Origin of the sequence: Klebsiella sp. C283 (assembly GCF_048822555.1) — a bacterium.
GTDB classification, from domain to species: Bacteria; Pseudomonadota; Gammaproteobacteria; order Enterobacterales; family Enterobacteriaceae; genus Klebsiella; species Klebsiella quasipneumoniae.
In genome coordinates this window covers 351,373-372,253 of sequence record NZ_JBMEZS010000006.1, presented here as the reverse complement: position 1 = coordinate 372,253, position 20,881 = coordinate 351,373, and the positions used below count along the sequence as shown (strand labels likewise).

Sequence of the window (20,881 nt, the reverse complement as noted above, 5' to 3'; positions counted from 1 at the left end):
TTGTATGAATAAGTTTCCTGTAGGACGCAGCGATGCTGCGCGCCGGGGGAAACTTAAGTAGAATCCGCCCGCAGGATCAGACTAAAGAGGTTACCCATGCACGATAGCACATTAGAAACGCGCCTTGCGGAGCTGGAAAGCCGGCTGGCGTTTCAGGAAATCACCATCGAAGACCTCAATAAAACCGTGACCGCCCACGAGATTGAGATGGCGAAGATGCGCGAGCATATGCGTCTGATGATCGAGAAGCTGAAGGCGACCCAACCCTCCCATATCGCCTCCCAGGCCGAAGAGACGCCGCCGCCGCATTATTGAGGCGTAAAAAAAGCGGGTCTCCCCGCTTTTTTGTTGTCTTCGTGCCGAAGCGCGAAGATTAGTGGCAACCGCAGCCACCGTGGCCGCCGCAGCCGCCTTTACCATGGTCGTGGCCATGATCGTGGTCGTGACCGTGACCGCCGCAGCAGCCATCGTGACCATGATCGTGGTCGTGATCATGACCATGCGCGCCGTGCACGTGACCGTGCTCCAGCTCTTCAGCGGTCGCTTCGCGGATGGCGACAACTTCCACATTGAACTTCAGGTTCTGGCCTGCCAGCATGTGGTTGCCATCAACCACAACGTGGTCGTCTTCAACTTCAGTAATCTCTACGGGTACCGGACCCTGATCGGTTTCCGCCAGGAAGCGCATGCCAACCTGCAGTTCATCAACGCCCATGAAGACGTCTTTCGGTACACGCTGCACCAGGTTTTCGTCATACTGACCGTAAGCGTCGTTAGCGCCAACGGCTACGTCAAATTTGTCGCCCACTTCGTGGCCATCCAGCGCGTTTTCCAGGCCGGAAATCAGGGAGCCGTGACCGTGCAGGTAATCCAGCGGCGCGCTTACCGGAGACTCATCAACCAACACACCGTCTTCTGTACGTACCTGATAGGCCAGGCTGACCACCAGGTCTTTTGCTACTTTCATGATATCTCCTGAGATGGGAAGAATAGTGGCGCAGATTGTAGCGGAATTCTGCTGCCGTGTACCCTTTAGCTTAAAAAAAGCCGACGGATAACGCTAGTCGGGATGAAAAATGCCAATCACCTGCTCCTCTTTGCGTACATGCTCACGGGCCTCTTTATCCGCCTCACGCATCTGATGACCGCACTTAACGCATTCAACAACATCGACATTATTCTCACGCCACATCGCCAGTGAATCCTGCGCCTGGCACGCCGGACATTTCGCCCCGGCAATAAAACGTTTACGTACTGCCATATGATTTACCTTTATTCAAACTCGTCCCAGCCGTCCAGCTGCCGGCTCTCTTTCTGCATTTCGCGCTGAAAAATCTCTTCCAGTTCGCGCCGGGCTTCCCGCACGCGTGATATCTGTACCGTATCAGTATGCACCGGCATTAACTCACGCAGCATTCGCATATCGAGGCGTCGGAAGTGCAGCTGCGCGCGCTGAGCCTGGTGAGGATGCATCCCCAGGGTGATGAGCGCTTTACGCCCCAGCTCCAGCGCGCTGGAGAAAGTCTCACGGGAAAACTGCGTCACGCCGGCCTGCAGCAGCTCATGCGCCTCGACGCGCCCGCGAGCGCGCGCCAGGATGTGCAGATGTGGAAAGTGTTGTTGACACATCTCCACCAGCCGCATGGTGTCTTCCGGCTCATTACAGGTAATGACGATCGACTGCGCCTCCTCCGCCCCCGCCGAGCGCAGCAGTTCCAGCTGGGTGGCGTCGCCAAAATAGACTTTATAGCCATAGTTGCGCATCAGATTCACCGCGCTGATGTCTCGCTCCAGCACCGTAATACGCATCTTATTGGCCATCAGCAGGCGACCGATGACCTGGCCGAAACGGCCAAAGCCAACAATAATCACCTGCGGTTTATCGTCCTCTACCCACGGCGCCTCATCGGTATCCTCCGCTGGATTCAGGCGTCGCGACAGTATCTTATCGATCCCTTTCATCAGCAGCGGCGTGGTCATCATCGACAAGGTGACGGCCACCAGCAGCAGCGCCATCTGGTCGTGCTGGAACAACCGCTGAGAAGCGGGCAGCGAAAAGAGAACAAACGCGAACTCGCCGCCCTGGCTTAATACGCCCGCAAACTGCATACGCTCGGAACTCCGCAGGCCATAGAGACGGGCCAGCAGATAGAGCACCAGCATTTTTACCGCCACCAGCACCGCCACGCTCACTGCCACCCACAGCAGATGGGTGTACAGCACGCCAAGGTTCAGCGCCATACCGACGGAGATAAAGAACAACCCAAGCAGCAGCCCCTTGAACGGATCGATGGCGATCTCCAGTTCATGGCGATACTCACTTTCCGCCAGCAGCACGCCGGCGATAAAGGTACCCAGCGCCATCGACAGCCCCAGCGCCTCCATAAACAGGGCTGATCCAAGGACCAGCAGCAGCGTGGCGGCAGTGAACACTTCCCTGACCCCGGAGCTGGCGATAAAGCGGAACACCGGCCGCAGTAAATAGCGTCCGCCAATCAGCATCCCGGCAAACGCCAGGACCTTCATGCCGACCGTTAGCCAGTTAACATGCTCATCCGCGGAACCCGCCAGCAGAGGCACCAGCGCCAGCGCCGGGATCACCGCCAGATCCTGAAACAGCAGGACCGAAAAGCCTAACTGCCCTGATTCGCTGCGGCTCATTCCCTTCTCGCGCATCAGCTGCAGTGCCATCGCGGTAGAGGACATCGCCAGGCCGATCCCGCCGACCACCGCCGCCTGCCATGAAAATCCTGTCGTCATCAACAGACCGCCGAGGATCGCCGCGCTGAGCATCACCTGCGCCGCGCCAACGCCGAAGATGGAGCTTCGCAGCCGCCATAGCTTGGCGGGATTGAGCTCCAGGCCGATGATAAACATCAGAAACACCACGCCGAGTTCAGAGAAATGGAGAATTTCATCCACATCGCTGATAAACCCGAGCCCCCACGGACCTATGGCGATCCCGGCCAGCAGATAGCCCAGCACCGCGCCAATCCCCAGTCTTGAAGCCAGAGGGACGGCGATAACGGCCGCGAACAAAAACAGCACCCCTGCCAGCAGCAAATCAAATCCCGCCATGGACACCTCCGGCGGCAAGGGGGTTGGCCAGCCAGTCCCGATAGGCCAGGGCGCGGCTGCGCAGCTCCTCTGGCTGTTGCCGCCGGGCCCAGTAGACGATAATGGGGCTCATCCAGTGCATACGGCACATGCCGGCGGTCAGTTCAAAAGGACGTAAAATATCGTTCATCGGATAGCGATTCGCATCGCGACGGTAGGCGCTCTCAGGTTCGCCGGTGGTGATCACGCTGCGCCAGTACTTTCCCGCCAGTTCGTTCCCTCCGGCGCCGCTGGCGAAGCCGCGGCTTAAGACACGATCCAGCCACTCCTTGAGCAGCGCCGGACAGCTCCAGGTATATAAAGGATGCTGGAAAACGATCACCTCATGCTGGCGCAGCAGGTCCTGTTCGTGAGCAATATCGATAAAAAAATCCGGATAGTGCGCGTAGAGATCGTGCACGGTGACGTTTGGCAACTGTAAGGCCGGTTGTAATAAAACCCGGTTGGCCACGGAATCCTGAGATTCTGGGTGGGCATACAGCAGCAACACTTTCGCTGTCTGAGACATCATTCCCCTCCCGTAGGTCTTCTGGCGGCCTGCACAGCCCTGGCGTTTTGACACAGCCAGAATGACTTTGTGTATCGTCTTCGTTTTGGGCTACCATGGCGGCCCGGTGAAGCGATTCGCTTCCACACTACATTATCATAATGACAAATTAACATAGTCTGAACATACGGCGCCTTATGATTGTTTTCTCCTCGTTACAAATTCGTCGCGGCGTACGCGTCCTGCTGGACAACGCCACCGCTACCATCAACCCTGGCCAGAAGGTCGGTCTGGTGGGGAAAAACGGCTGCGGGAAATCGACGCTGCTATCGCTTTTGAAAAACGAGATAAGCGCTGACGGCGGCAGTATGACCTTTCCCGGCAACTGGCAGCTGGCCTGGGTGAATCAGGAAACCCCGGCCCTGCCGCAGCCGGCAATCGATTATGTCATTGACGGCGATCGCGAATATCGCCAGCTGGAAGCCGCGCTCCAGCAGGCTAACGAGCGCAACGACGGCCATGCCATCGCCACCGTCCACGGCAAGCTGGACGCCATCGACGCCTGGACCATCCGCTCCCGCGCCGCCAGCCTGCTGCACGGCCTGGGTTTCAGCAATGAACAGCTTGAGCGGCCGGTCAGCGATTTTTCAGGCGGCTGGCGTATGCGTCTAAACCTCGCGCAGGCGCTGATCTGCCGCTCCGATCTGCTGCTGCTCGATGAACCGACTAACCACCTCGACCTTGATGCGGTGATCTGGCTGGAGAAGTGGCTGAAGGGCTACACGGGGACGCTGATCCTGATCTCCCACGATCGCGATTTCCTCGATCCTATCGTCGACAAAATTATCCATATCGAACAGCAGACGATGTTTGAGTACACCGGCAACTACAGCTCGTTTGAAGTGCAGCGCGCCACCCGGCTCGCTCAGCAGCAGGCGATGTACGAAAGCCAGCAGCAGCGTGTCGCGCATCTGCAAAGCTATATCGATCGCTTCCGCGCTAAAGCCACCAAAGCCAAGCAGGCGCAGAGCCGAATTAAAATGCTGGAGCGGATGGAACTCATCGCCCCGGCGCACGTGGATAACCCGTTCCACTTCAGCTTCCGCCAGCCGGAGAGCCTGCCAAACCCGCTGCTGAAGATGGAGAAAGTCAGCGCCGGCTATGGCGAGCGTATTATCCTCGACTCCATTAAGCTCAATCTGGTGCCGGGGTCGCGTATCGGCCTGCTGGGCCGCAACGGCGCAGGGAAATCGACGCTGATTAAGCTGCTGGCTGGCGAACTCCAGCCCGTGAGCGGCGAGATCGGCCTCGCCAAAGGCATCAAGCTCGGCTACTTCGCCCAGCATCAGCTGGAGTTCCTGCGCGCCGATGAGTCGCCGCTGCAGCACCTGGCGCGCCTGGCGCCGCAGGAGCTGGAGCAGAAGCTGCGCGATTATCTTGGCGGCTTTGGTTTCCAGGGGGATAAGGTCAGCGAAGAGACCCGCCGCTTCTCCGGTGGAGAAAAGGCGCGTCTGGTGCTGGCCCTGATCGTCTGGCAGCGCCCTAACCTGCTGCTGCTCGACGAACCGACCAACCATCTCGACCTCGATATGCGTCAGGCCTTAACCGAAGCGCTGATCGACTTTGAAGGGGCGCTGGTAGTCGTATCGCACGATCGCCACCTGATCCGCTCCACCACCGACGATCTGTACCTTGTCCACGATGGCAAAGTCGAACCGTTCGACGGCGATCTGGACGATTATCAGCAGTGGCTCAGCGACTCGCAAAAACAGGAGTCCCAGAGCGGCGACGCGCCAAAAGAGAGCGGCAACAGCGCGCAAGCGCGCAAAGACCAGAAGCGTCGGGAAGCGGAGCTGCGCAGCCAGACCCAACCGCTGCGCAAAGAGATCGCCCGTCTGGAGAAAGAGATGGACAAGCTCAACGCGCAGCTGGCCAGTGCGGAAGAGAAACTTGGCGACAGCGAACTCTACGACGCCTCGCGGAAAGCGGAACTGACTGAATGCCTGCAGCAGCAGGCCAGCGCGAAATCCGGGCTGGAAGAGTGCGAAATGGCCTGGCTGGAGGCACAAGAGCAGCTGGAGCGCATGCTTCAGGAAGGCTAACGCCGCCTCATCATTCTGCCTGCGACGGCGCGGGCAGAATGGGTTTCTGCCATTCCCATGCTCAGGCCATCAATGACATCAATGGTTTGTTTTCGGTGTCACCGGGCGTCATTGGCCACAAGACCACATATTGGCTAACTCCCGCGCGCCCTGCGCGGTATAGTCATCATCACGTTTATTAATTATTCTGGTGCTATGGTTGAAATCATCCCCACAGACATGACGCCCCCCGAAAACGATTCGCGTGAGTTCCATCCCATGCGCGGCGTGGGCAATCGTCATCTGCAAACCATGCTGCCGCGGCTGATCCGCCGTAAATTGCGCTTTACCCCGCACTGGCAGCGCCTTGAGCTGCCGGACGGCGATTTTGTCGATCTCGCCTGGAGCGAAGACCCGCACGAGGCGCGCCACAAGCCGCGCCTCGTCGTCTTTCATGGTCTGGAAGGAAGTCTGCACAGCCCGTATGCCCATGGCCTGATCCACGCGGCGATGCAGCGCGGCTGGCTGGGCGTGGTCATGCACTTTCGCGGCTGCAGCGGCGAACCTAACCGCAATCACCGCATCTATCACTCCGGCGAAACGGAAGATGGCACCTGGTTTCTCCACTGGCTGCAGCGCGAGTTTGGCCCCGCGCCGACCGCCGCCGTCGGCTATTCGCTGGGCGGCAACATGCTGGGCTGCCTGCTGGCAGAAGAAGGCGACCGCTGCCCGCTGGATGCGGCGGTGATCGTTTCCGCGCCTTTCATGCTGGAAGCCTGCAGCTATCATATGGATAAGGGCTTCTCGCGAGTTTATCAGCGCTATCTGCTCAATCTGTTAAAAGCCAACGCCTCACGTAAGTTGAAAGCGTATCCTGGCTCGCTGCCCGTCGATTTACGCCAGCTCAAAGGGATGCGCCGCATCCGGGAATTTGACGACATGATCACCGCCAAAATCCATGGTTTCGCCGATGCGCTGGATTATTACCGGCAATGCAGCGCCATGCCGCGGCTCAGCGATATCACTAAGCCGACGCTCATCATCCATGCGAAAGACGACCCGTTTATGGACCACCACTCCATTCCCCCGCAGGAGCAACTGCCGGCGAACGTCGAGTATCAATTGACTGAACAAGGCGGCCACGTCGGCTTCGTCGGCGGCACCCTGCGTAAACCGGAGATGTGGCTGGAAAGACGTATTCCCGACTGGTTAAACCGCTGGCTGGAGGTTCCGGTATGATTATTCCCTGGCAGGATCTGGATCCCGAAACGCTGGATAACCTGATTGAAAGCTTTGTGTTACGCGAAGGCACCGATTATGGTGAACATGAACGTTCACTTGCCGATAAAGTCGCCGATGTAAAACAGCAGCTGAAACGCGGAGAGGCGGTCCTCGTGTGGTCGGAACTGCATGAGACGGTCAATATTATGCCGCGCGCCCTGTTTAACGGCTAAGGCGACGCCACTACATCGTTTAACCAGGGAGTTGTTATGTCTGCCAAACATCCGGTGATCGCCGTCACGGGCTCCAGCGGCGCGGGTACTACCACCACCAGCCTCGCCTTTCGCAAAATCTTCGCGCAGCTAAATCTGCACGCCGCGGAGGTGGAAGGCGACAGCTTTCATCGCTACACCCGCCCGGAAATGGACATGGCGATCCGCAAAGCGCGGGATCAGGGCAAACATATCAGCTACTTTGGCCCGGAGGCGAACGACTTCGGCCTGCTGGAGCAGACCTTTGTCGACTATGGCCGCCATGGCAAAGGCCAGTCGCGTAAATACCTGCACACCTATGACGAAGCCGTGCCGTGGAATCAGGTGCCGGGAACCTTCACCCCATGGCAGCCGCTGCCGGAGCCGACGGACGTGCTGTTCTATGAGGGGCTGCACGGCGGGGTTGTCACGCCGCAGCATGATGTCGCCAGCCATGTCGACCTGCTGGTCGGGGTCGTGCCTATCGTTAACCTGGAGTGGATCCAGAAACTCATTCGCGACACCAGCGAACGCGGCCACTCCCGGGAGGCGGTGATGGACTCCGTCGTCCGATCGATGGAAGATTACATTAACTTCATCACCCCGCAGTTTTCCCGCACCCACATCAACTTCCAGCGCGTGCCGACGGTGGACACCTCCAACCCGTTTGCCGCGAAAGCGATCCCCTCTCTGGACGAGAGCTTTGTGGTGATCCATTTCCGCAATCTGCAGAACATCGACTTCCCCTGGCTGCTGGCGATGCTACAGGGCTCGTTTATTTCGCACATGAACACCCTGGTGGTGCCGGGCGGTAAAATGGGGCTGGCGATGGAGCTTATTATGGCGCCGCTGGTCGAGCGTCTGATGGAAGGCCGAAAGATCGGCTAACAGAAAAAACCCCGGCCAGGCCGGGGTTGAGATCATTCACATCAGCAGGCGAAGACTACGCCTCGATCACTTCATAGGAGTGGGTGATCTTCACCGCTTTTTCCAGCATCAGCGCCACCGAGCAGTATTTCTCTGCCGACAGATCCACCGCGCGGGAAACTGCGGCATCTTTCAGCGCCTTACCGGTGACGATAAAGTGCAGATTAATATGCGTGAACAGGCGCGGCGCCTCTTCCCGACGCTCAGAGGTCAGCTTCACTTCGCAGTTGGTCACGTCGTGACGACCTTTTTGCAAAATGGAGACCACATCGATCGCACTGCAACCGCCCGCCGCCATCAGCACCATCTCCATCGGGCTGGGCGCCTTATCTCCGGAGTTGCCATCCATCAGAATCTGGTGTCCTGACGCGGACTCCCCGATAAAGGTTAACCCTTCAACCCATTTCACACGCGCTTGCATAAAATTTAACTCCAGTATCGCAATATTCCTGTCAGATTACGCGCACATAACAATTCTCGCAACGGAAGGCGACCTGCGTCATGCTGAAGCGAGACACCAGGAGACATGCGGCGAAAGCTATGCTAAAACAGTCTGGATGCTACAGTAATACATTGATGTACTGCATGTATGCAGAGGAGTTCACATTACAGGCTGTCGAAAAATCATCAGCCAGCTTCCCAGGTATAGGGAAACAATACGATTGCATGCCCGGACGCCGTGTAGTGTCGGCGCCCGGAGATAGCTTATAACAGAGGATAACCGCGCATGGTGCTTGGCAAACCGCAAACAGACCCTACCCTTGAATGGTTCTTGTCTCATTGCCACATTCATAAGTACCCATCAAAGAGCACGCTGATCCACCAGGGTGAGAAAGCAGAAACGCTGTACTACATCGTTAAAGGCTCCGTGGCTGTACTCATCAAGGATGAAGAAGGTAAAGAGATGATCCTCTCCTACCTCAACCAGGGCGATTTCATCGGTGAATTAGGCCTGTTTGAAGAGGGTCAGGAGCGTAGCGCCTGGGTACGGGCGAAAACCGCATGTGAAGTGGCCGAGATCTCTTATAAGAAATTCCGTCAGCTGATCCAGGTGAACCCGGACATTCTGATGCGTCTCTCTTCGCAAATGGCTCGCCGTCTGCAGGTGACGTCTGAGAAAGTGGGCAACCTCGCCTTCCTCGACGTGACGGGCCGTATCGCCCAGACGCTGCTGAACCTGGCGAAGCAACCCGATGCCATGACCCACCCGGACGGTATGCAAATTAAAATTACCCGTCAGGAAATTGGTCAGATCGTCGGCTGCTCTCGTGAAACCGTTGGCCGTATTTTGAAAATGCTGGAAGATCAGAACCTGATTTCCGCCCACGGTAAAACTATCGTCGTCTACGGCACCCGTTAAGTTGCTAAGCGGCGTATTGCTCCTGCAGTACGCCGTTTTTGTTTTTCCCTCATGTGGCGCAGGCTGATTTACCACCCGGAAGTCAACTATGCACTGCGGCAAACGCTGGTGCTGTGTCTGCCTGTGGCCATCGGTCTTCTGCTCGGCCATCTCCAGCAGGGGCTCCTGTTTTCCTTAGTTCCCGCCTGCTGCAACATCGCCGGTCTCGACACTCCGCATAAGCGCTTTTTTAAGCGTCTGATTATCGGCGGCTGTCTGTTTGCCGGATGCAGCCTGGTGGTGCAGCTGCTGCTCGCCCAGACCATACCTTTGCCGCTTATTCTCAGCGGCCTGGCGCTATTGCTCGGCGTCACCGCGGAAATCAGTTCGCTGCACGCGCGCCTGCTGCCCGCGTCGCTGATCGCCGCCATCTTTACCCTGAGCCTGGCGGGCAATATGCCCGTCTGGGAGCCGCTGTTGATCTACGCCTTCGGCACGCTATGGTACGGCGTGTTTAACTGGTTCTGGTTCTGGCTGTGGCGCGAACAGCCGCTGCGGGAGTCGCTCAGTCTGCTCTACCGGGAACTGGCCAATTATTGCGAAGCCAAATATAGCCTGTTGACCCAGCATACCGATCCCTCGACCGCCCTGCCGCCGCTGCTCATCCGCCAGCAGAAGGTGGTCGATTTAATCACCCAGTGCTATCAGCAGATGCATATGCTGGCCGCCAACCAACGTAACGACCACAAACGTCTTCTGCGAGCGTTCCAGATGGGGCTGGATCTACAGGAGCATATTTCGGTCAGCCTGCATCAGCCGGAAGAGGTGCAAAAGCTGGTTGAGCGCAGCCATGCCGAAGCGGTGATCCGCTGGAACGCGCAGACCGTCGCCGCCCGCCTGCGGGTGCTGGCGGATGACATGCTCTATCATCGTTTTCCGCAGCGTTTCCAGATGGATAAACAGATCGGCGCCCTGGAAAAAATCGCCCGCCAGCATCCGGATAACCCGGTCGGCCACTTCTGCGCCTGGCACTTCAGCCGCATCGCCCGGGTGCTGCATACCCAGCGCCCACTGTATGCCCGGGATCTGATGGCTGACAAAGAGCGTCGTTTACCGTTGTTTCCCGCGCTAAAGAACTATCTGTCGCTGAAGTCGCCCGCGCTGCGCAACGCCGCCCGCATCAGCGTGATGCTGAGCATCGCCAGCCTGATGGGCAACGCCCTGCATTTGCCGAAGCCCTACTGGATCCTGATGACCGTCCTCTTCGTGACACAGAACGGCTATGGCGCCACGCGGGTACGTATTGTCCACCGGGCGGCGGGGACGCTCGCCGGCCTGATCATCGCCGGGCTGACCTTGCACTTTCACGTTCCGGAGAGCTATACCCTGAGCGGGATGCTGCTGATCACCCTGCTCAGCTATCTGATCATCCGCAAACACTATGGCTGGGCGATGGTGGGGTTTACGGTGACGGCGGTATATACCCTGCAGCTGCTGACGCTCAACGGCGAACAGTTTATTATCGCCCGGCTGATCGATACGCTGATCGGCTGCCTGATCGCCTTCGGCGGGATGGTCTGGCTGTGGCCGCAGTGGCAGAGCGGCCTGCTGAAAAAAAACGCCCACGATGCGCTGGAGGCCGACCAGCAGGCGATTCGCCTGATCCTCAGCCCCGACCCCAAAGCGCCCGCGCTGGCCTACCAGCGCATGCGCGTCAATCAGGCGCACAACGCGCTCTACAACTCCCTGAATCAGGCGATGCAGGAGCCCGGGTTTAATACCCACTACCTGGAAGATATGAAGCTATGGGTGACGCACAGCCAGTTTATCGTCGAACACATCAACGCCATGACCACTTTGGCCCGGGAGCATACGATGCTCACCCCGGATCTTGCCCAGCGCTATCTCGAATCCTGTGAGATTGCCCTGCAGCGCTGTCAGCAGCGGCTGGACAGCGATGGCCCCGGCAGCGCAGGGGATGTCAATATTATGGAGTCACCGGAAAGCGAGGTGCCGATCGGTCCGTTAAGCACCCTGGAGCAGCATCTGCAACGCATTCTGGGCCATCTGAACACCATGCACACCATTTCGTCAGTGGCATGGCGTCAGCGGCCGCATCACGGCATCTGGCTGCGGAAGATCAGCCGTTAATCACCTTTGCCACGGCCTGGGCAAAGCGCGCCATCCCCTCGGCAATATCCTGCTCTTCGATGATCAGCGAGGGAACAAAACGCATCACGTCCGGCCCGGCGTTAAGCACCATGACGCCGGCGTCCGCGGCGGCATAGAGGAAATCACGCGCGCGGCCCTTGTGCTGCGGCTTGAGTTCGGCGCCAATCAGCAGGCCCATCCCGCGAATATCACTGAACAGATCAAACTCGGCATCCAGCTGCTGCAGGTGTTTGACGAACAGTTCGCGTTTGGCGTTCACGCCATCCAGCACCACCGGGGTATTGATCAGATCGAAAGCGGCGTTGGCGACCGCGCAGGCCAGCGGGTTGCCGCCGTAGGTTGAGCCATGGGAACCCGCATGGAAGGCGCTGGCGATCTCGTGGGTAGTCAACATGGCGCTGACCGGGAAACCGCCGCCCAGCGCTTTGGCGCTGGTGAGAATATCCGGGGTTACGCCATAGTGCATATAGGCAAACAGCGATCCGGTACGCCCCATTCCGCACTGCACTTCATCAAAGACTAACAGCGCCTGGTGCTGATCGCACAGTTCGCGCAGCCCCTGCAGGAACGCCGGCGTCGCTGCCGTCACGCCGCCTTCGCCCTGAATCGGCTCCACCACCACTGCGCAGGTGTGGTCATCCATCACCGCTTTTACCGCCTGCAGGTCGTTGAAGGGAACATGGACAATATCCGCCGGTTTCGGGCCGAAACCATCGGAGTACTTCGGCTGCCCGCCGACGGAGACGGTAAACAGGGAGCGACCATGAAAGGCATTATGGAAAGCGATGATTTTGGTTTTGTACGGGCTATGGCGGGTCACCGCATAGTGACGCGCCAGCTTAAAGGCCGTTTCATTGGCTTCGGTACCGGAGTTCATAAACACCACTCGCTCGGCGAAGGTGGCATCGACAAGTTTACGTCCCAGGCGCAGCGCTGGCTCATTGGTAAAGACGTTGCTGGTATGCCACAGCGTTTCGCCCTGCTCGTGGAGCGCCGCCACCAGCGCCGGGTGGCAATGGCCGAGCGCCGTCACCGCGATACCGCCGGCGAAATCAACATACTCTTTGCCCTGCTGATCCCAGACGCGGCTGCCTTTTCCCTTTACCGGGATGAATTCTGCCGGTGCATAAATTGGCAAAATAACTTCATCGAATGTGGCGCGGGTGATTGCCGGTTGTTCAGTTGCCATGTCTTGCCCATCCCTCTTCGTTATGCAGATGCGATTATGATAATCTAATCACAAAATATGCATAAAAAATCAGTCAATGGCAACCGAAATCACCGCTTAATAAAGTTCGCCAGCAATTGATGGCCCTGTTCGCTGAGGATGCTTTCCGGATGGAACTGCACGCCCTCGAGATCCCAGTCGCGATGACGGATCCCCATAATCTCACCGCTGGCGCTGCGGGCGGTGACGATAAACTCAGGCGGCAGCGTCGGCGGGTCAATCACCAGCGAATGATAGCGGGTCACCGTCAAAGGATTATTCAGCCCCAGAAACACCCCTTCGCCGTTATGCTCGATAAGCGAGGTTTTTCCATGCATCACCTGCGCCGCCCGCACAATGGTCGCGCCAAACGCCTGGGCTATCGCCTGATGCCCGAGGCAGACGCCCAGCAGCGGCGTTTTCCCTGCATAGTGACGGATTACCGCGAGGGATATCCCCGCTTCATCCGGCGTACAGGGACCAGGCGAAATCACTATCTTCTCCGGCGCCAGCGACGCTATCTCCTCCAGCGTCAACGCATCGTTGCGCCTGACCAGCACTTCCGCCCCCAGTTCGCAAAAGTACTGATACAGATTCCAGGTGAAAGAGTCATAGTTATCGATAAGCAGGATCATAGCGGCTCCGGAACAATCAAACCGGGCTATTCTACTCAGATTCCCGCGCTTCGCTTACCACTTTGCGAAAGATCGCCGCCAGCGGGTCCGGATCGCCCATCGCGCCCTGCTGACAGGCGGTGCTCCAGGCGGCAGGATCGACGTCACGCCAGTCAAGAAGGTAGCCGGCATGTATCGCCAGCTGTTCAAAGAAAATGCGCTGGGTCAGGCCATTGCCGAGACGAAAAGGGTGCAGCACATTAATTTCACCATAGAACCAGCTCAGGCGTTCGATAAAGGTATCCCGCGGCAGGCCGCAGAGATAATCCTCCTGCTCCAGAGCCTGCATCAGGGCATTCCCCTCCTCTTCGATGCGGGCAAAGTGGCAGAACGGCGTATCGCCCAGGTAGAGGTTCACTTCACGCAGCCTACCCGCCCAGTCAAACAGATCCTGATACAGCTGATGATGAATAGCGCACAGATAGGGTAAGCCGCGCACCCGCGGGCCCAGCGGCAGGGTGGCCGCCCGCAGGGACGTCATCTCCAGGGCAGCCTGCTGCAGCGTTTTAGCCTGGCGGATGCCGAGTCGGTTGCGCAGGACGTTCAGCGCCGGATAGAGGTAAGGATCGCGTTCATCGCCAAATTTATCGCTCATACTCCCTCCGCAGCGTCGCGAGGCGAGCCTGCGCCTCCTCGGCAGTCAGCGTAACCAGCGGCACCGATACGCCTTCGAGGCGACGGCTGGCCTGAAAATTGCTATTACGTGTCTGTTCCCAGAGCCGGGATTTTTGCTTATCGGTGAGTGGACGCATCGTCGCCCCCCTTATCGTCCCCTGTGTGCCACAAGTATAAGCAGCAATTACAGGTTATGCCGGGAGGCAACCGGGCGCGGCGATAAACCACCGCGCCGCGGGAGGATTAGGGCAGCACTTTCGCAGAGAGGATAACAACCGGTTTAGTCGGCACATTTTGGTATGGGCCGACGTTATGAGTCTGGACCTGGGAGATCTTATCCGCAACGTCCATGCCTTTGACTACCTTGCCAAACACCGCATAGCCAAAGTCGCGCTGGCCATGGTCGAGGAAGGCGTTATCCGCCACGTTGATGAAGAACTGGCTGGTGGCGCTATCCTGATCGGCGGTACGCGCCATCGCGATAGTGCCGCGGGTGTTGCGCAGGCCGTTGTCTGCTTCATTCTTGATCGGCGGGTTAGGCTGTTTCTGCTGCATCTGCTCGTTAAAGCCGCCGCCCTGCACCATGAATCCCGGGATCACGCGGTGGAAAGTGGTGTTGTTGTAGAAGCCGCTGTTAACGTACTTCAGGAAGTTATCCACGGAAATCGGGGCTTTCTGGCTGTTTAACTCAAGCTCAATGTTACCTGCCGAGGTGGTCAGCAGCACATGCGGATCGCCCTTTGCCGCCATGGCCGGGGAGAAAGCTGAAATGGCGAAAACGGCAGCCATCGCCGCCAGTGTTGATTTGAGCATGGAAATTCCTTAACGGAGCAGAATAAAAGCGAGTGCCTTGATTCTAAAGAGCCTTTGCATCCTGGGCCAGCCTTTTACCAAATTTTACTTAGCTGTAATAATTGTAACCGCGCAAACGTTCTCCCTGGCGTCGAAAAAGCGTGATGCAGGTCACATTAAAACATGCAAAAGATAACGTATTTCACAATAAACATTTAATTACATCACCTGAACGACTAAAATCTGTCCGCCCGGCGCAGCGTCAACGCGCTTTACCTTTCTATTCACAGGCCAGTCATGACTAACAGCAACCGTATTAAGCTCACATGGATCAGCTTCTTCTCCTACGCCCTGACCGGCGCGTTGGTGATCGTCACCGGGATGGTGATGGGTAACATTGCGGATTATTTCCATCTGCCCGTTTCCAGTATGAGCAACACCTTTACCTTCCTGAACGCCGGTATTCTGATCTCCATCTTCCTCAATGCCTGGCTGATGGAGATCGTGCCGCTGAAAACTCAGCTGCGTTTTGGCTTTATTTTAATGGTGCTGGCGGTGGCCGGCCTGATGCTCAGCCACAGCCTGGCGCTGTTCTCCGCGTCGATGTTCGTTCTCGGCCTGGTCAGCGGGATCACCATGTCGATCGGGACCTTCCTGATCACCCATATGTATGAAGGCCGTCAGCGCGGGGCGCGTCTGCTGTTTACCGACTCCTTCTTTAGCATGGCGGGAATGATTTTTCCGATGGTCGCCGCGGTCCTGCTGGCGCGCAGCATCGAGTGGTACTGGGTCTACGCCTGTATCGGTCTGGTGTATGTCGCTATTTTCGTCCTGACATTCGGCTGTGACTTCCCGGTGCTCGGCAAAAAAGCGCAGAGCGAAAACAGCCAGCCGGTGGTGAAAGAGAAGTGGGGCATCGGCGTGCTGTTCCTCTCCGTCGCGGCGCTGTGCTACATCCTCGGTCAGCTGGGCTTTATCTCCTGGGTACCGGAATATGCCAAGAGCCTGGGCATGAGCCTCGGCGATGCCGGTAAACTGGTGAGCGATTTCTGGATGTCCTACATGATCGGCATGTGGTCATTCAGCTTTATCCTGCGCTTCTTCGACCTGCAGCGCATCTTAACCGTCCTCGCCGGCCTCGCGACGGTGCTGATGTACCTGTTTATCAATGGTTCGCCGGAGCATATGCCGTGGTTTATTCTGACCCTGGGCTTCTTCTCCAGCGCCATCTACACCTCGATCATTACGCTCGGTTCGCAGCAAACTAAAGTCGCTTCACCAAAGCTGGTGAACTTTATCCTCACCTGCGGCACCATCGGCACCATGCTGACTTTCGTGGTTACCGGCCCGATTGTGGCTGCCAGCGGTCCGCTGGCAGCGCTGCACACCGCTAACGGCCTCTACGCCGTGGTGTTCGTGATGTGCTTTATCCTCGGCTTCGTCTCCCGTCACCGCCAGAACAACGCGCAGGCGGCGTCTCACTAAGCCTTCGGCCCCTTTGCGTCCGCAAGGGGGCTGTTCCTCATAAAAGAGAGCGCCTCGCCACCGCGGTCGGTCTGGATCCAGGTTTGCGCCAGCTGGGTAATCGCGATCACCCTTCCCTGGCGAATTGACCAGCGCACCGGCACCTGGCAGCGTACCGCCTCAAAGCCATTCTCCGCCGGGAGGATGATCAGGTTAGCCGGGTTGCCGCTGACGATGCCGTAATCGGTCAGGCCAAACGTGCGGGCGCTGTTGTCGGTGATAAGCTGCAGGCCGTCGTTAATCTGCTGGTAGCCCATCAGCTGGCAAACGTGCAGCCCCATATGCAGGACCTGCAGCATATTACCGGTCCCCAGCGGGTACCACGGGTCAAAGACATCATCATGACCAAAGCAAACGTTGATCCCCGCCGCCATCAGCTCCTTCACCCGGGTAATGCCCCGTCGCTTCGGGTAGTCGTCAAACCGGCCCTGCAGATGAATATTGACCAGCGGATTGGCGACGAAGTTGATGCCGGAGAGCTTTAGCAGGCGGAACAGGCGCGAGGTATAGGCGCCATTATAGGAGTGCATGGCGGTGGTATGGCTGGCCGTCACCCGCGGCCCTATCCCCGCCTTCAGCGCCAGCGCGGCAACGGTTTCAACAAAGCGCGACTGTTCATCGTCAATTTCATCGCAGTGAATATCCAGCGGGCGGACATATTTCTGCGCCAGTCGAAAGGCGATATGCAGCGATTCCACCCCATATTCACGGGTGAACTCAAAGTGCGGGATCGCCCCGACGACATCCGCCCCCAGCTTCAGGGCCTCTTCCAGCAGCGCCTCGCCGTTGGGGTAAGAGAGGATCCCCTCCTGCGGAAAAGCGACAATCTGCAGCTCGACCCATGGCGCCACCTCCTTTTTGACCTCCAGCATCGCCTTCAGCGCCGTCAACGTTGGATCGGAGACATCGACATGGGTACGGACAAACTGCACGCCATTGGCGATCTGCCACTTGAGGGTTTTCCACGCCCGGGCTTTAACGTCCTCATGGCTGAGCAGCGCTTTCCGCTCCGCCCAGCGCTCAATCCCCTCGAACAGGGTGCCGGACTGGTTCCAGTTCGGCTCACCGGCCGTCTGGGTGGTATCCAGATGGATATGCGGCTCAATAAAAGGCGGGATCGCCAGACCGCCGCGAGCGTTCAGCACCTCGTAGCTTTCGTCCCGCGCCTCCCCCATCGGTGTGATCTCGCCAAAGCGGCCCTTATCTATCGCTATCTGCCACAGGCCGTCGCGGTCTGCCAGGCGTACGTTCTGAATCAACCAAAGCGGCGCTGCTGTCATATCACCCTCTCTATTCAATACGGCTTGTTTTCTACTCAACCCCAATCGCGACCTACCCAATTCTTGTACACAAAATCGGCAAAAAGGAAAAGCCAGCGTTTTCCACAACTTAGAAAATTACAGACAAATCAATTATATACCCATTAAGTGGTAGGTGAAGTTGTCATTGATTTGCATCAATAAGCCTGATGGCTGAATCGTTAAGGTAGGCGGTAATAGAAAAGAAATCGAGGCAAAAATGAGCAAAGTCAGAATCGCTATTATCGGTAACGGCATGGTTGGCCATCGCTTTATCGAAGAGCTTCTCGATAAGGCGCCTGCCGGACAGTTCGACATTACCGTGTTCTGTGAAGAACCGCGTATCGCCTACGACCGTGTCCACCTGTCGTCTTATTTCTCCCACCATACCGCAGAAGAGCTGTCGCTGGTCCGCGAAGGTTTCTATGAGAAACACGGCGTCAAGGTGCTGGTCGGCGAACGGGCCATCACCATCAACCGCCAGGAGAAGGTGATCCACTCCAGCGCCGGGCGCACGGTGTTCTACGACAAGCTGATTATGGCGACCGGCTCATACCCCTGGATCCCGCCGATTAAAGGCGCGGAAACTCAGGATTGCTTCGTCTATCGCACCATTGAAGATCTTAACGCCATTGAATCCTGCGCCCGTCGCAGCAAACGCGGCGCGGTGGTCGGCGGCGGCCTGCTCGGCCTGGAAGCCGCAGGCGCCCTGAAAAACCTCGGTGTCGAAACCCATGTTATCGAATTCGCGCCGATGCTTATGGCCGAGCAGCTCGACCAGATGGGCGGCGAGCAGCTGCGGCGCAAAATTGAAAGCATGGGCGTGAAAGTTCACACCAGCAAAAACACCAAAGAGATCGTTCAGCAGGGCACCGAGGCGCGCAAAACCATGCACTTCGCCGACGGTAGCGAGCTGCAGGTCGATTTCATCGTCTTCTCTACCGGGATCCGCCCGCGCGATAAACTGGCCACCCAGTGCGGACTGGCGGTTGCCCAGCGCGGCGGCATCATGGTCAACGATAGCTGCCAGACCTCCGACCCGGATATCTATGCCATCGGCGAATGCGCCAGCTGGAACAACCGCGTGTATGGCCTCGTCGCGCCGGGTTATAAAATGGCCCAGGTGGCCGTCGACCACCTCCTCGGCAGTGAAAACAGCTTCACCGGCGCCGACCTCAGCGCCAAGCTGAAGCTGCTGGGTGTAGACGTGGGCGGTATCGGCGATGCCCACGGCCGCACGCCGGGCGCCCGCAGCTACGTCTATCTCGACGAAAGCAAAGAAGTGTATAAGCGTCTGATCGTCAGCGCCGACAACAAAACCCTGCTCGGCGCGGTGCTGGTCGGCGACACCAGCGACTACGGCAACCTGCTGCAGCTGGTGCTGAACGCCATCGAGTTGCCGGAGAATCCGGATTCGCTGATCCTCCCGGCCCACGCCGGCAGCGGCAAGCCGTCGATCGGCGTCGATAAACTGCCGGACAGCGCGCAAATCTGCTCCTGCTTCGACGTCAGCAAAGGCGACCTGATCGCCGCCATCAACAAAGGCTGCCATACCGTCGCGGCGCTGAAAGCGGAAACCAAGGCCGGTACCGGCTGCGGCGGCTGTATCCCGTTGGTCACCCAGGTGCTCAACGCAGAGCTGGCGAAACAGGGTATCGAGGTCAACAACAACCTTTGCGAACATTTCGCTTACTCCCGCCAGGAGCTGTTCCACCTGATCCGCGTGGAAGGCATCAAAACCTTCGACGAACTGCTGGCCAAACACGGCCAGGGCTACGGCTGTGAAGTGTGTAAACCGACCGTCGGCTCCCTGCTGGCCTCCTGCTGGAATGAGTACGTCCTCAAGCCTCAGCACACGCCGCTGCAGGACACCAACGACAACTTCCTCGCCAACATCCAGAAAGATGGCACCTACTCGGTCATTCCGCGCTCCGCGGGCGGCGAAATCACGCCGGAAGGGCTGGTCGCCGTGGGCCGTATCGCTCGTGAATTCAATCTGTACACCAAAATCACCGGTTCCCAGCGCATCGGCCTGTTTGGCGCGCAGAAAGACGACCTGCCGGAGATCTGGCGGCAGCTGATTGAAGCGGGCTTCGAAACCGGCCACGCCTACGCCAAAGCGCTGCGGATGGCGAAAACCTGCGTCGGCAGCACCTGGTGCCGCTACGGGGTCGGCGACAGCGTCGGCTTCGGCGTCGAACTGGAAAATCGCTACAAAGGCATCCGTACGCCGCACAAAATGAAGTTCGGCGTCTCCGGCTGTACCCGCGAATGTGCGGAAGCCCAGGGCAAAGACGTCGGGATCATCGCCACCGAGAAAGGCTGGAACCTGTACGTGTGCGGTAACGGCGGGATGAAGCCGCGCCACGCCGATCTGCTGGCCGCGGACCTCGATCGCGAGACGCTGATTAAGTATCTCGACCGCTTTATGATGTTCTACATCCGCACCGCCGATAAGCTGACCCGCACTGCGCCGTGGCTGGACAACATGGAAGGCGGGATCGACTATCTGCGCAGCGTCATCATCGATGACAAGCTCGGTCTGAACGACCATCTGGAAGAGGAGCTGGCTCGCCTGCGCGCCGCCTTCGCCTGCGAGTGGACCGAGACCGTCAATAACCCGGCGGCGCAGACCCGCTTCAAACACTTTATCAACAGCGACCAGCGCGACCCGAACGTTCAGGTGGTGCCGGAACGTGACCAGCATCGCCCGGCCACGCCGTATGAGCGCATCCCGGTTACTCTGGTGGAGGAAAAAGCATGAGCCAGTGGGTAAACATCTGCAACATCGACGACATCCTGCCCGCCACCGGCGTCTGCGCCCTGCTCGGTCAGCAGCAGGTGGCGATCTTCCGTCCCTATCATGACGACAGGGTGTTCGCCATCAGCAACATTGATCCGTTCTTTAACGCCAGCGTACTGTCTCGCGGCATTATCGCCGAGCATGACGGCGCCCTGTGGGTTGCCAGCCCGCTGAAAAAACAACGTTTCCGCCTGAGCGACGGCCTGTGTATGGAAGATGCCAGCCACTCTATTGCCCGTTTCGACGCCCGGGTAAAAGACGGCCACGTTCAGCTTAAGGCGTGAGTCCCGCATCCTCCCCCCGGCCACGGGGGGAGATATAAGTAACACTTCTGACCGACAGCGCATGAGTGCGGGATATGTCGCATGTTTTG

At 58.2% G+C, this 20,881-nt stretch carries 21 protein-coding genes; 10 read left to right on the top strand and 11 right to left on the bottom strand.

Annotation, left to right across the window (positions count from 1 at the left end):
* Positions 1 to 96: 96 nt before the first annotated feature.
* The gene (locus ACOI7Z_RS14460; protein ID WP_002920136.1) at positions 97 to 315 is read left to right on the top strand and encodes a protein SlyX; all 219 of its coding nucleotides are present in this window, start codon (positions 97 to 99) and stop codon (positions 313 to 315) included.
* A 58-nt stretch (positions 316 to 373) separates the two neighbouring features.
* Here ACOI7Z_RS14460 and slyD read toward each other — a convergent pair whose 3' ends face one another.
* The 4 genes from slyD to kefG form a co-directional block, all read right to left on the bottom strand.
* Positions 374 to 967 (bottom strand): peptidylprolyl isomerase, encoded by a 594-nt coding sequence (slyD, locus tag ACOI7Z_RS14455; RefSeq protein WP_004202213.1) that lies wholly within the window; start codon positions 965 to 967, stop codon positions 374 to 376.
* Between the two features lie 93 nt (positions 968 to 1,060).
* Positions 1,061 to 1,261: a YheV family putative zinc ribbon protein gene (locus tag ACOI7Z_RS14450; RefSeq protein ID WP_002920143.1), complete on the bottom strand. Its 201-nt coding sequence runs from the start codon at positions 1,259 to 1,261 to the stop codon at positions 1,061 to 1,063.
* An 11-nt stretch (positions 1,262 to 1,272) separates the two neighbouring features.
* Positions 1,273 to 3,078, bottom strand: a complete 1,806-nt coding sequence (gene kefB, locus ACOI7Z_RS14445; RefSeq protein WP_004202210.1) for a glutathione-regulated potassium-efflux system protein KefB — start codon at positions 3,076 to 3,078, stop codon at positions 1,273 to 1,275.
* A complete protein-coding gene (gene kefG / locus ACOI7Z_RS14440; RefSeq protein ID WP_004202208.1) occupies positions 3,065 to 3,628 on the bottom strand; it encodes a glutathione-regulated potassium-efflux system ancillary protein KefG in 564 nt (187 codons plus the stop codon). The genes kefB and kefG overlap by 14 nt, the downstream gene beginning before the upstream one ends.
* Positions 3,629 to 3,801: 173 nt before the next feature.
* Here kefG and ACOI7Z_RS14435 point away from each other — a divergent pair, with 173 nt between their 5' ends.
* The 4 genes from ACOI7Z_RS14435 (at position 3,802) to ACOI7Z_RS14420 (ending at position 8,045) form a co-directional block, all read left to right on the top strand.
* On the top strand, positions 3,802 to 5,706 hold the full coding sequence (locus ACOI7Z_RS14435) for an ABC transporter ATP-binding protein (protein WP_023291178.1): 1,905 nt from the start codon (positions 3,802 to 3,804) through the stop codon (positions 5,704 to 5,706).
* 219 nt (positions 5,707 to 5,925) lie between these two features.
* Positions 5,926 to 6,924, top strand: a complete 999-nt coding sequence (locus ACOI7Z_RS14430; RefSeq protein WP_170927823.1) for a hydrolase — start codon at positions 5,926 to 5,928, stop codon at positions 6,922 to 6,924.
* The gene (locus ACOI7Z_RS14425) at positions 6,921 to 7,139 is read left to right on the top strand and encodes a YheU family protein (protein ID WP_002920151.1); all 219 of its coding nucleotides are present in this window, start codon (positions 6,921 to 6,923) and stop codon (positions 7,137 to 7,139) included. The genes ACOI7Z_RS14430 and ACOI7Z_RS14425 overlap by 4 nt, the downstream gene beginning before the upstream one ends.
* Positions 7,140 to 7,175: 36 nt before the next feature.
* The gene (locus ACOI7Z_RS14420) at positions 7,176 to 8,045 is read left to right on the top strand and encodes a phosphoribulokinase (protein WP_004202201.1); all 870 of its coding nucleotides are present in this window, start codon (positions 7,176 to 7,178) and stop codon (positions 8,043 to 8,045) included.
* A 55-nt stretch (positions 8,046 to 8,100) separates the two neighbouring features.
* Here the strand turns inward: ACOI7Z_RS14420 and ACOI7Z_RS14415 are convergent, their stop codons facing one another.
* Positions 8,101 to 8,505, bottom strand: a complete 405-nt coding sequence (locus ACOI7Z_RS14415; RefSeq protein ID WP_023291180.1) for an OsmC family protein — start codon at positions 8,503 to 8,505, stop codon at positions 8,101 to 8,103.
* A 306-nt stretch (positions 8,506 to 8,811) separates the two neighbouring features.
* Between ACOI7Z_RS14415 and crp the strand changes: the two genes are divergently transcribed.
* Positions 8,812 to 9,444: a cAMP-activated global transcriptional regulator CRP gene (gene crp, locus ACOI7Z_RS14410; protein ID WP_000242758.1), complete on the top strand. Its 633-nt coding sequence runs from the start codon at positions 8,812 to 8,814 to the stop codon at positions 9,442 to 9,444.
* A gap of 51 nt (positions 9,445 to 9,495) precedes the next feature.
* Positions 9,496 to 11,574, top strand: coding sequence for a YccS/YhfK family putative transporter (locus ACOI7Z_RS14405; RefSeq protein WP_023291181.1), 2,079 nt, complete (start codon positions 9,496 to 9,498; stop codon positions 11,572 to 11,574).
* On the opposite strand, the gene argD is transcribed toward ACOI7Z_RS14405, so the two are convergent.
* From argD to ppiA, 5 genes are all read right to left on the bottom strand, one after another.
* On the bottom strand, positions 11,564 to 12,784 hold the full coding sequence (gene argD, locus ACOI7Z_RS14400) for a bifunctional acetylornithine/succinyldiaminopimelate transaminase (protein ID WP_080901430.1): 1,221 nt from the start codon (positions 12,782 to 12,784) through the stop codon (positions 11,564 to 11,566). The genes ACOI7Z_RS14405 and argD overlap by 11 nt on opposite strands.
* Before the next feature lie 89 nt (positions 12,785 to 12,873).
* Positions 12,874 to 13,437: an aminodeoxychorismate synthase component 2 gene (gene pabA, locus ACOI7Z_RS14395; protein WP_023291183.1), complete on the bottom strand. Its 564-nt coding sequence runs from the start codon at positions 13,435 to 13,437 to the stop codon at positions 12,874 to 12,876.
* Positions 13,438 to 13,468: 31 nt separating this feature from the next.
* Entirely contained in the window at positions 13,469 to 14,071 is a 603-nt protein-coding gene (locus tag ACOI7Z_RS14390) for a putative adenosine monophosphate-protein transferase Fic (RefSeq protein WP_032454217.1), read from the bottom strand.
* Positions 14,061 to 14,228: a YhfG family protein gene (locus tag ACOI7Z_RS14385; protein WP_004202194.1), complete on the bottom strand. Its 168-nt coding sequence runs from the start codon at positions 14,226 to 14,228 to the stop codon at positions 14,061 to 14,063. Before ACOI7Z_RS14385 ends, ACOI7Z_RS14390 begins: the two co-directional genes overlap by 11 nt.
* A 106-nt stretch (positions 14,229 to 14,334) precedes the next feature.
* Positions 14,335 to 14,904, bottom strand: coding sequence for a peptidylprolyl isomerase A (ppiA, locus tag ACOI7Z_RS14380; RefSeq protein WP_002920238.1), 570 nt, complete (start codon positions 14,902 to 14,904; stop codon positions 14,335 to 14,337).
* A 276-nt stretch (positions 14,905 to 15,180) separates the two neighbouring features.
* Between ppiA and tsgA the strand changes: the two genes are divergently transcribed.
* Positions 15,181 to 16,368, top strand: a complete 1,188-nt coding sequence (tsgA, locus tag ACOI7Z_RS14375) for an MFS transporter TsgA (RefSeq protein ID WP_004202192.1) — start codon at positions 15,181 to 15,183, stop codon at positions 16,366 to 16,368.
* Here tsgA and ACOI7Z_RS14370 read toward each other — a convergent pair.
* On the bottom strand, positions 16,365 to 17,687 hold the full coding sequence (locus ACOI7Z_RS14370) for a cytosine deaminase (protein WP_087848961.1): 1,323 nt from the start codon (positions 17,685 to 17,687) through the stop codon (positions 16,365 to 16,367). The genes tsgA and ACOI7Z_RS14370 overlap by 4 nt on opposite strands.
* Positions 17,688 to 17,925: 238 nt before the next feature.
* Here ACOI7Z_RS14370 and nirB point away from each other — a divergent pair, with 238 nt between their 5' ends.
* Positions 17,926 to 20,469, top strand: coding sequence for a nitrite reductase large subunit NirB (nirB, locus tag ACOI7Z_RS14365; RefSeq protein WP_087848960.1), 2,544 nt, complete (start codon positions 17,926 to 17,928; stop codon positions 20,467 to 20,469).
* Positions 20,466 to 20,792 carry a nitrite reductase small subunit NirD gene (gene nirD / locus ACOI7Z_RS14360; protein ID WP_023291187.1) on the top strand — a complete coding sequence of 109 codons (327 nt, stop codon included), beginning with the start codon at positions 20,466 to 20,468 and terminating at the stop codon, positions 20,790 to 20,792. Before nirB ends, nirD begins: the two co-directional genes overlap by 4 nt.
* Positions 20,793 to 20,881 lie beyond the last annotated feature (89 nt).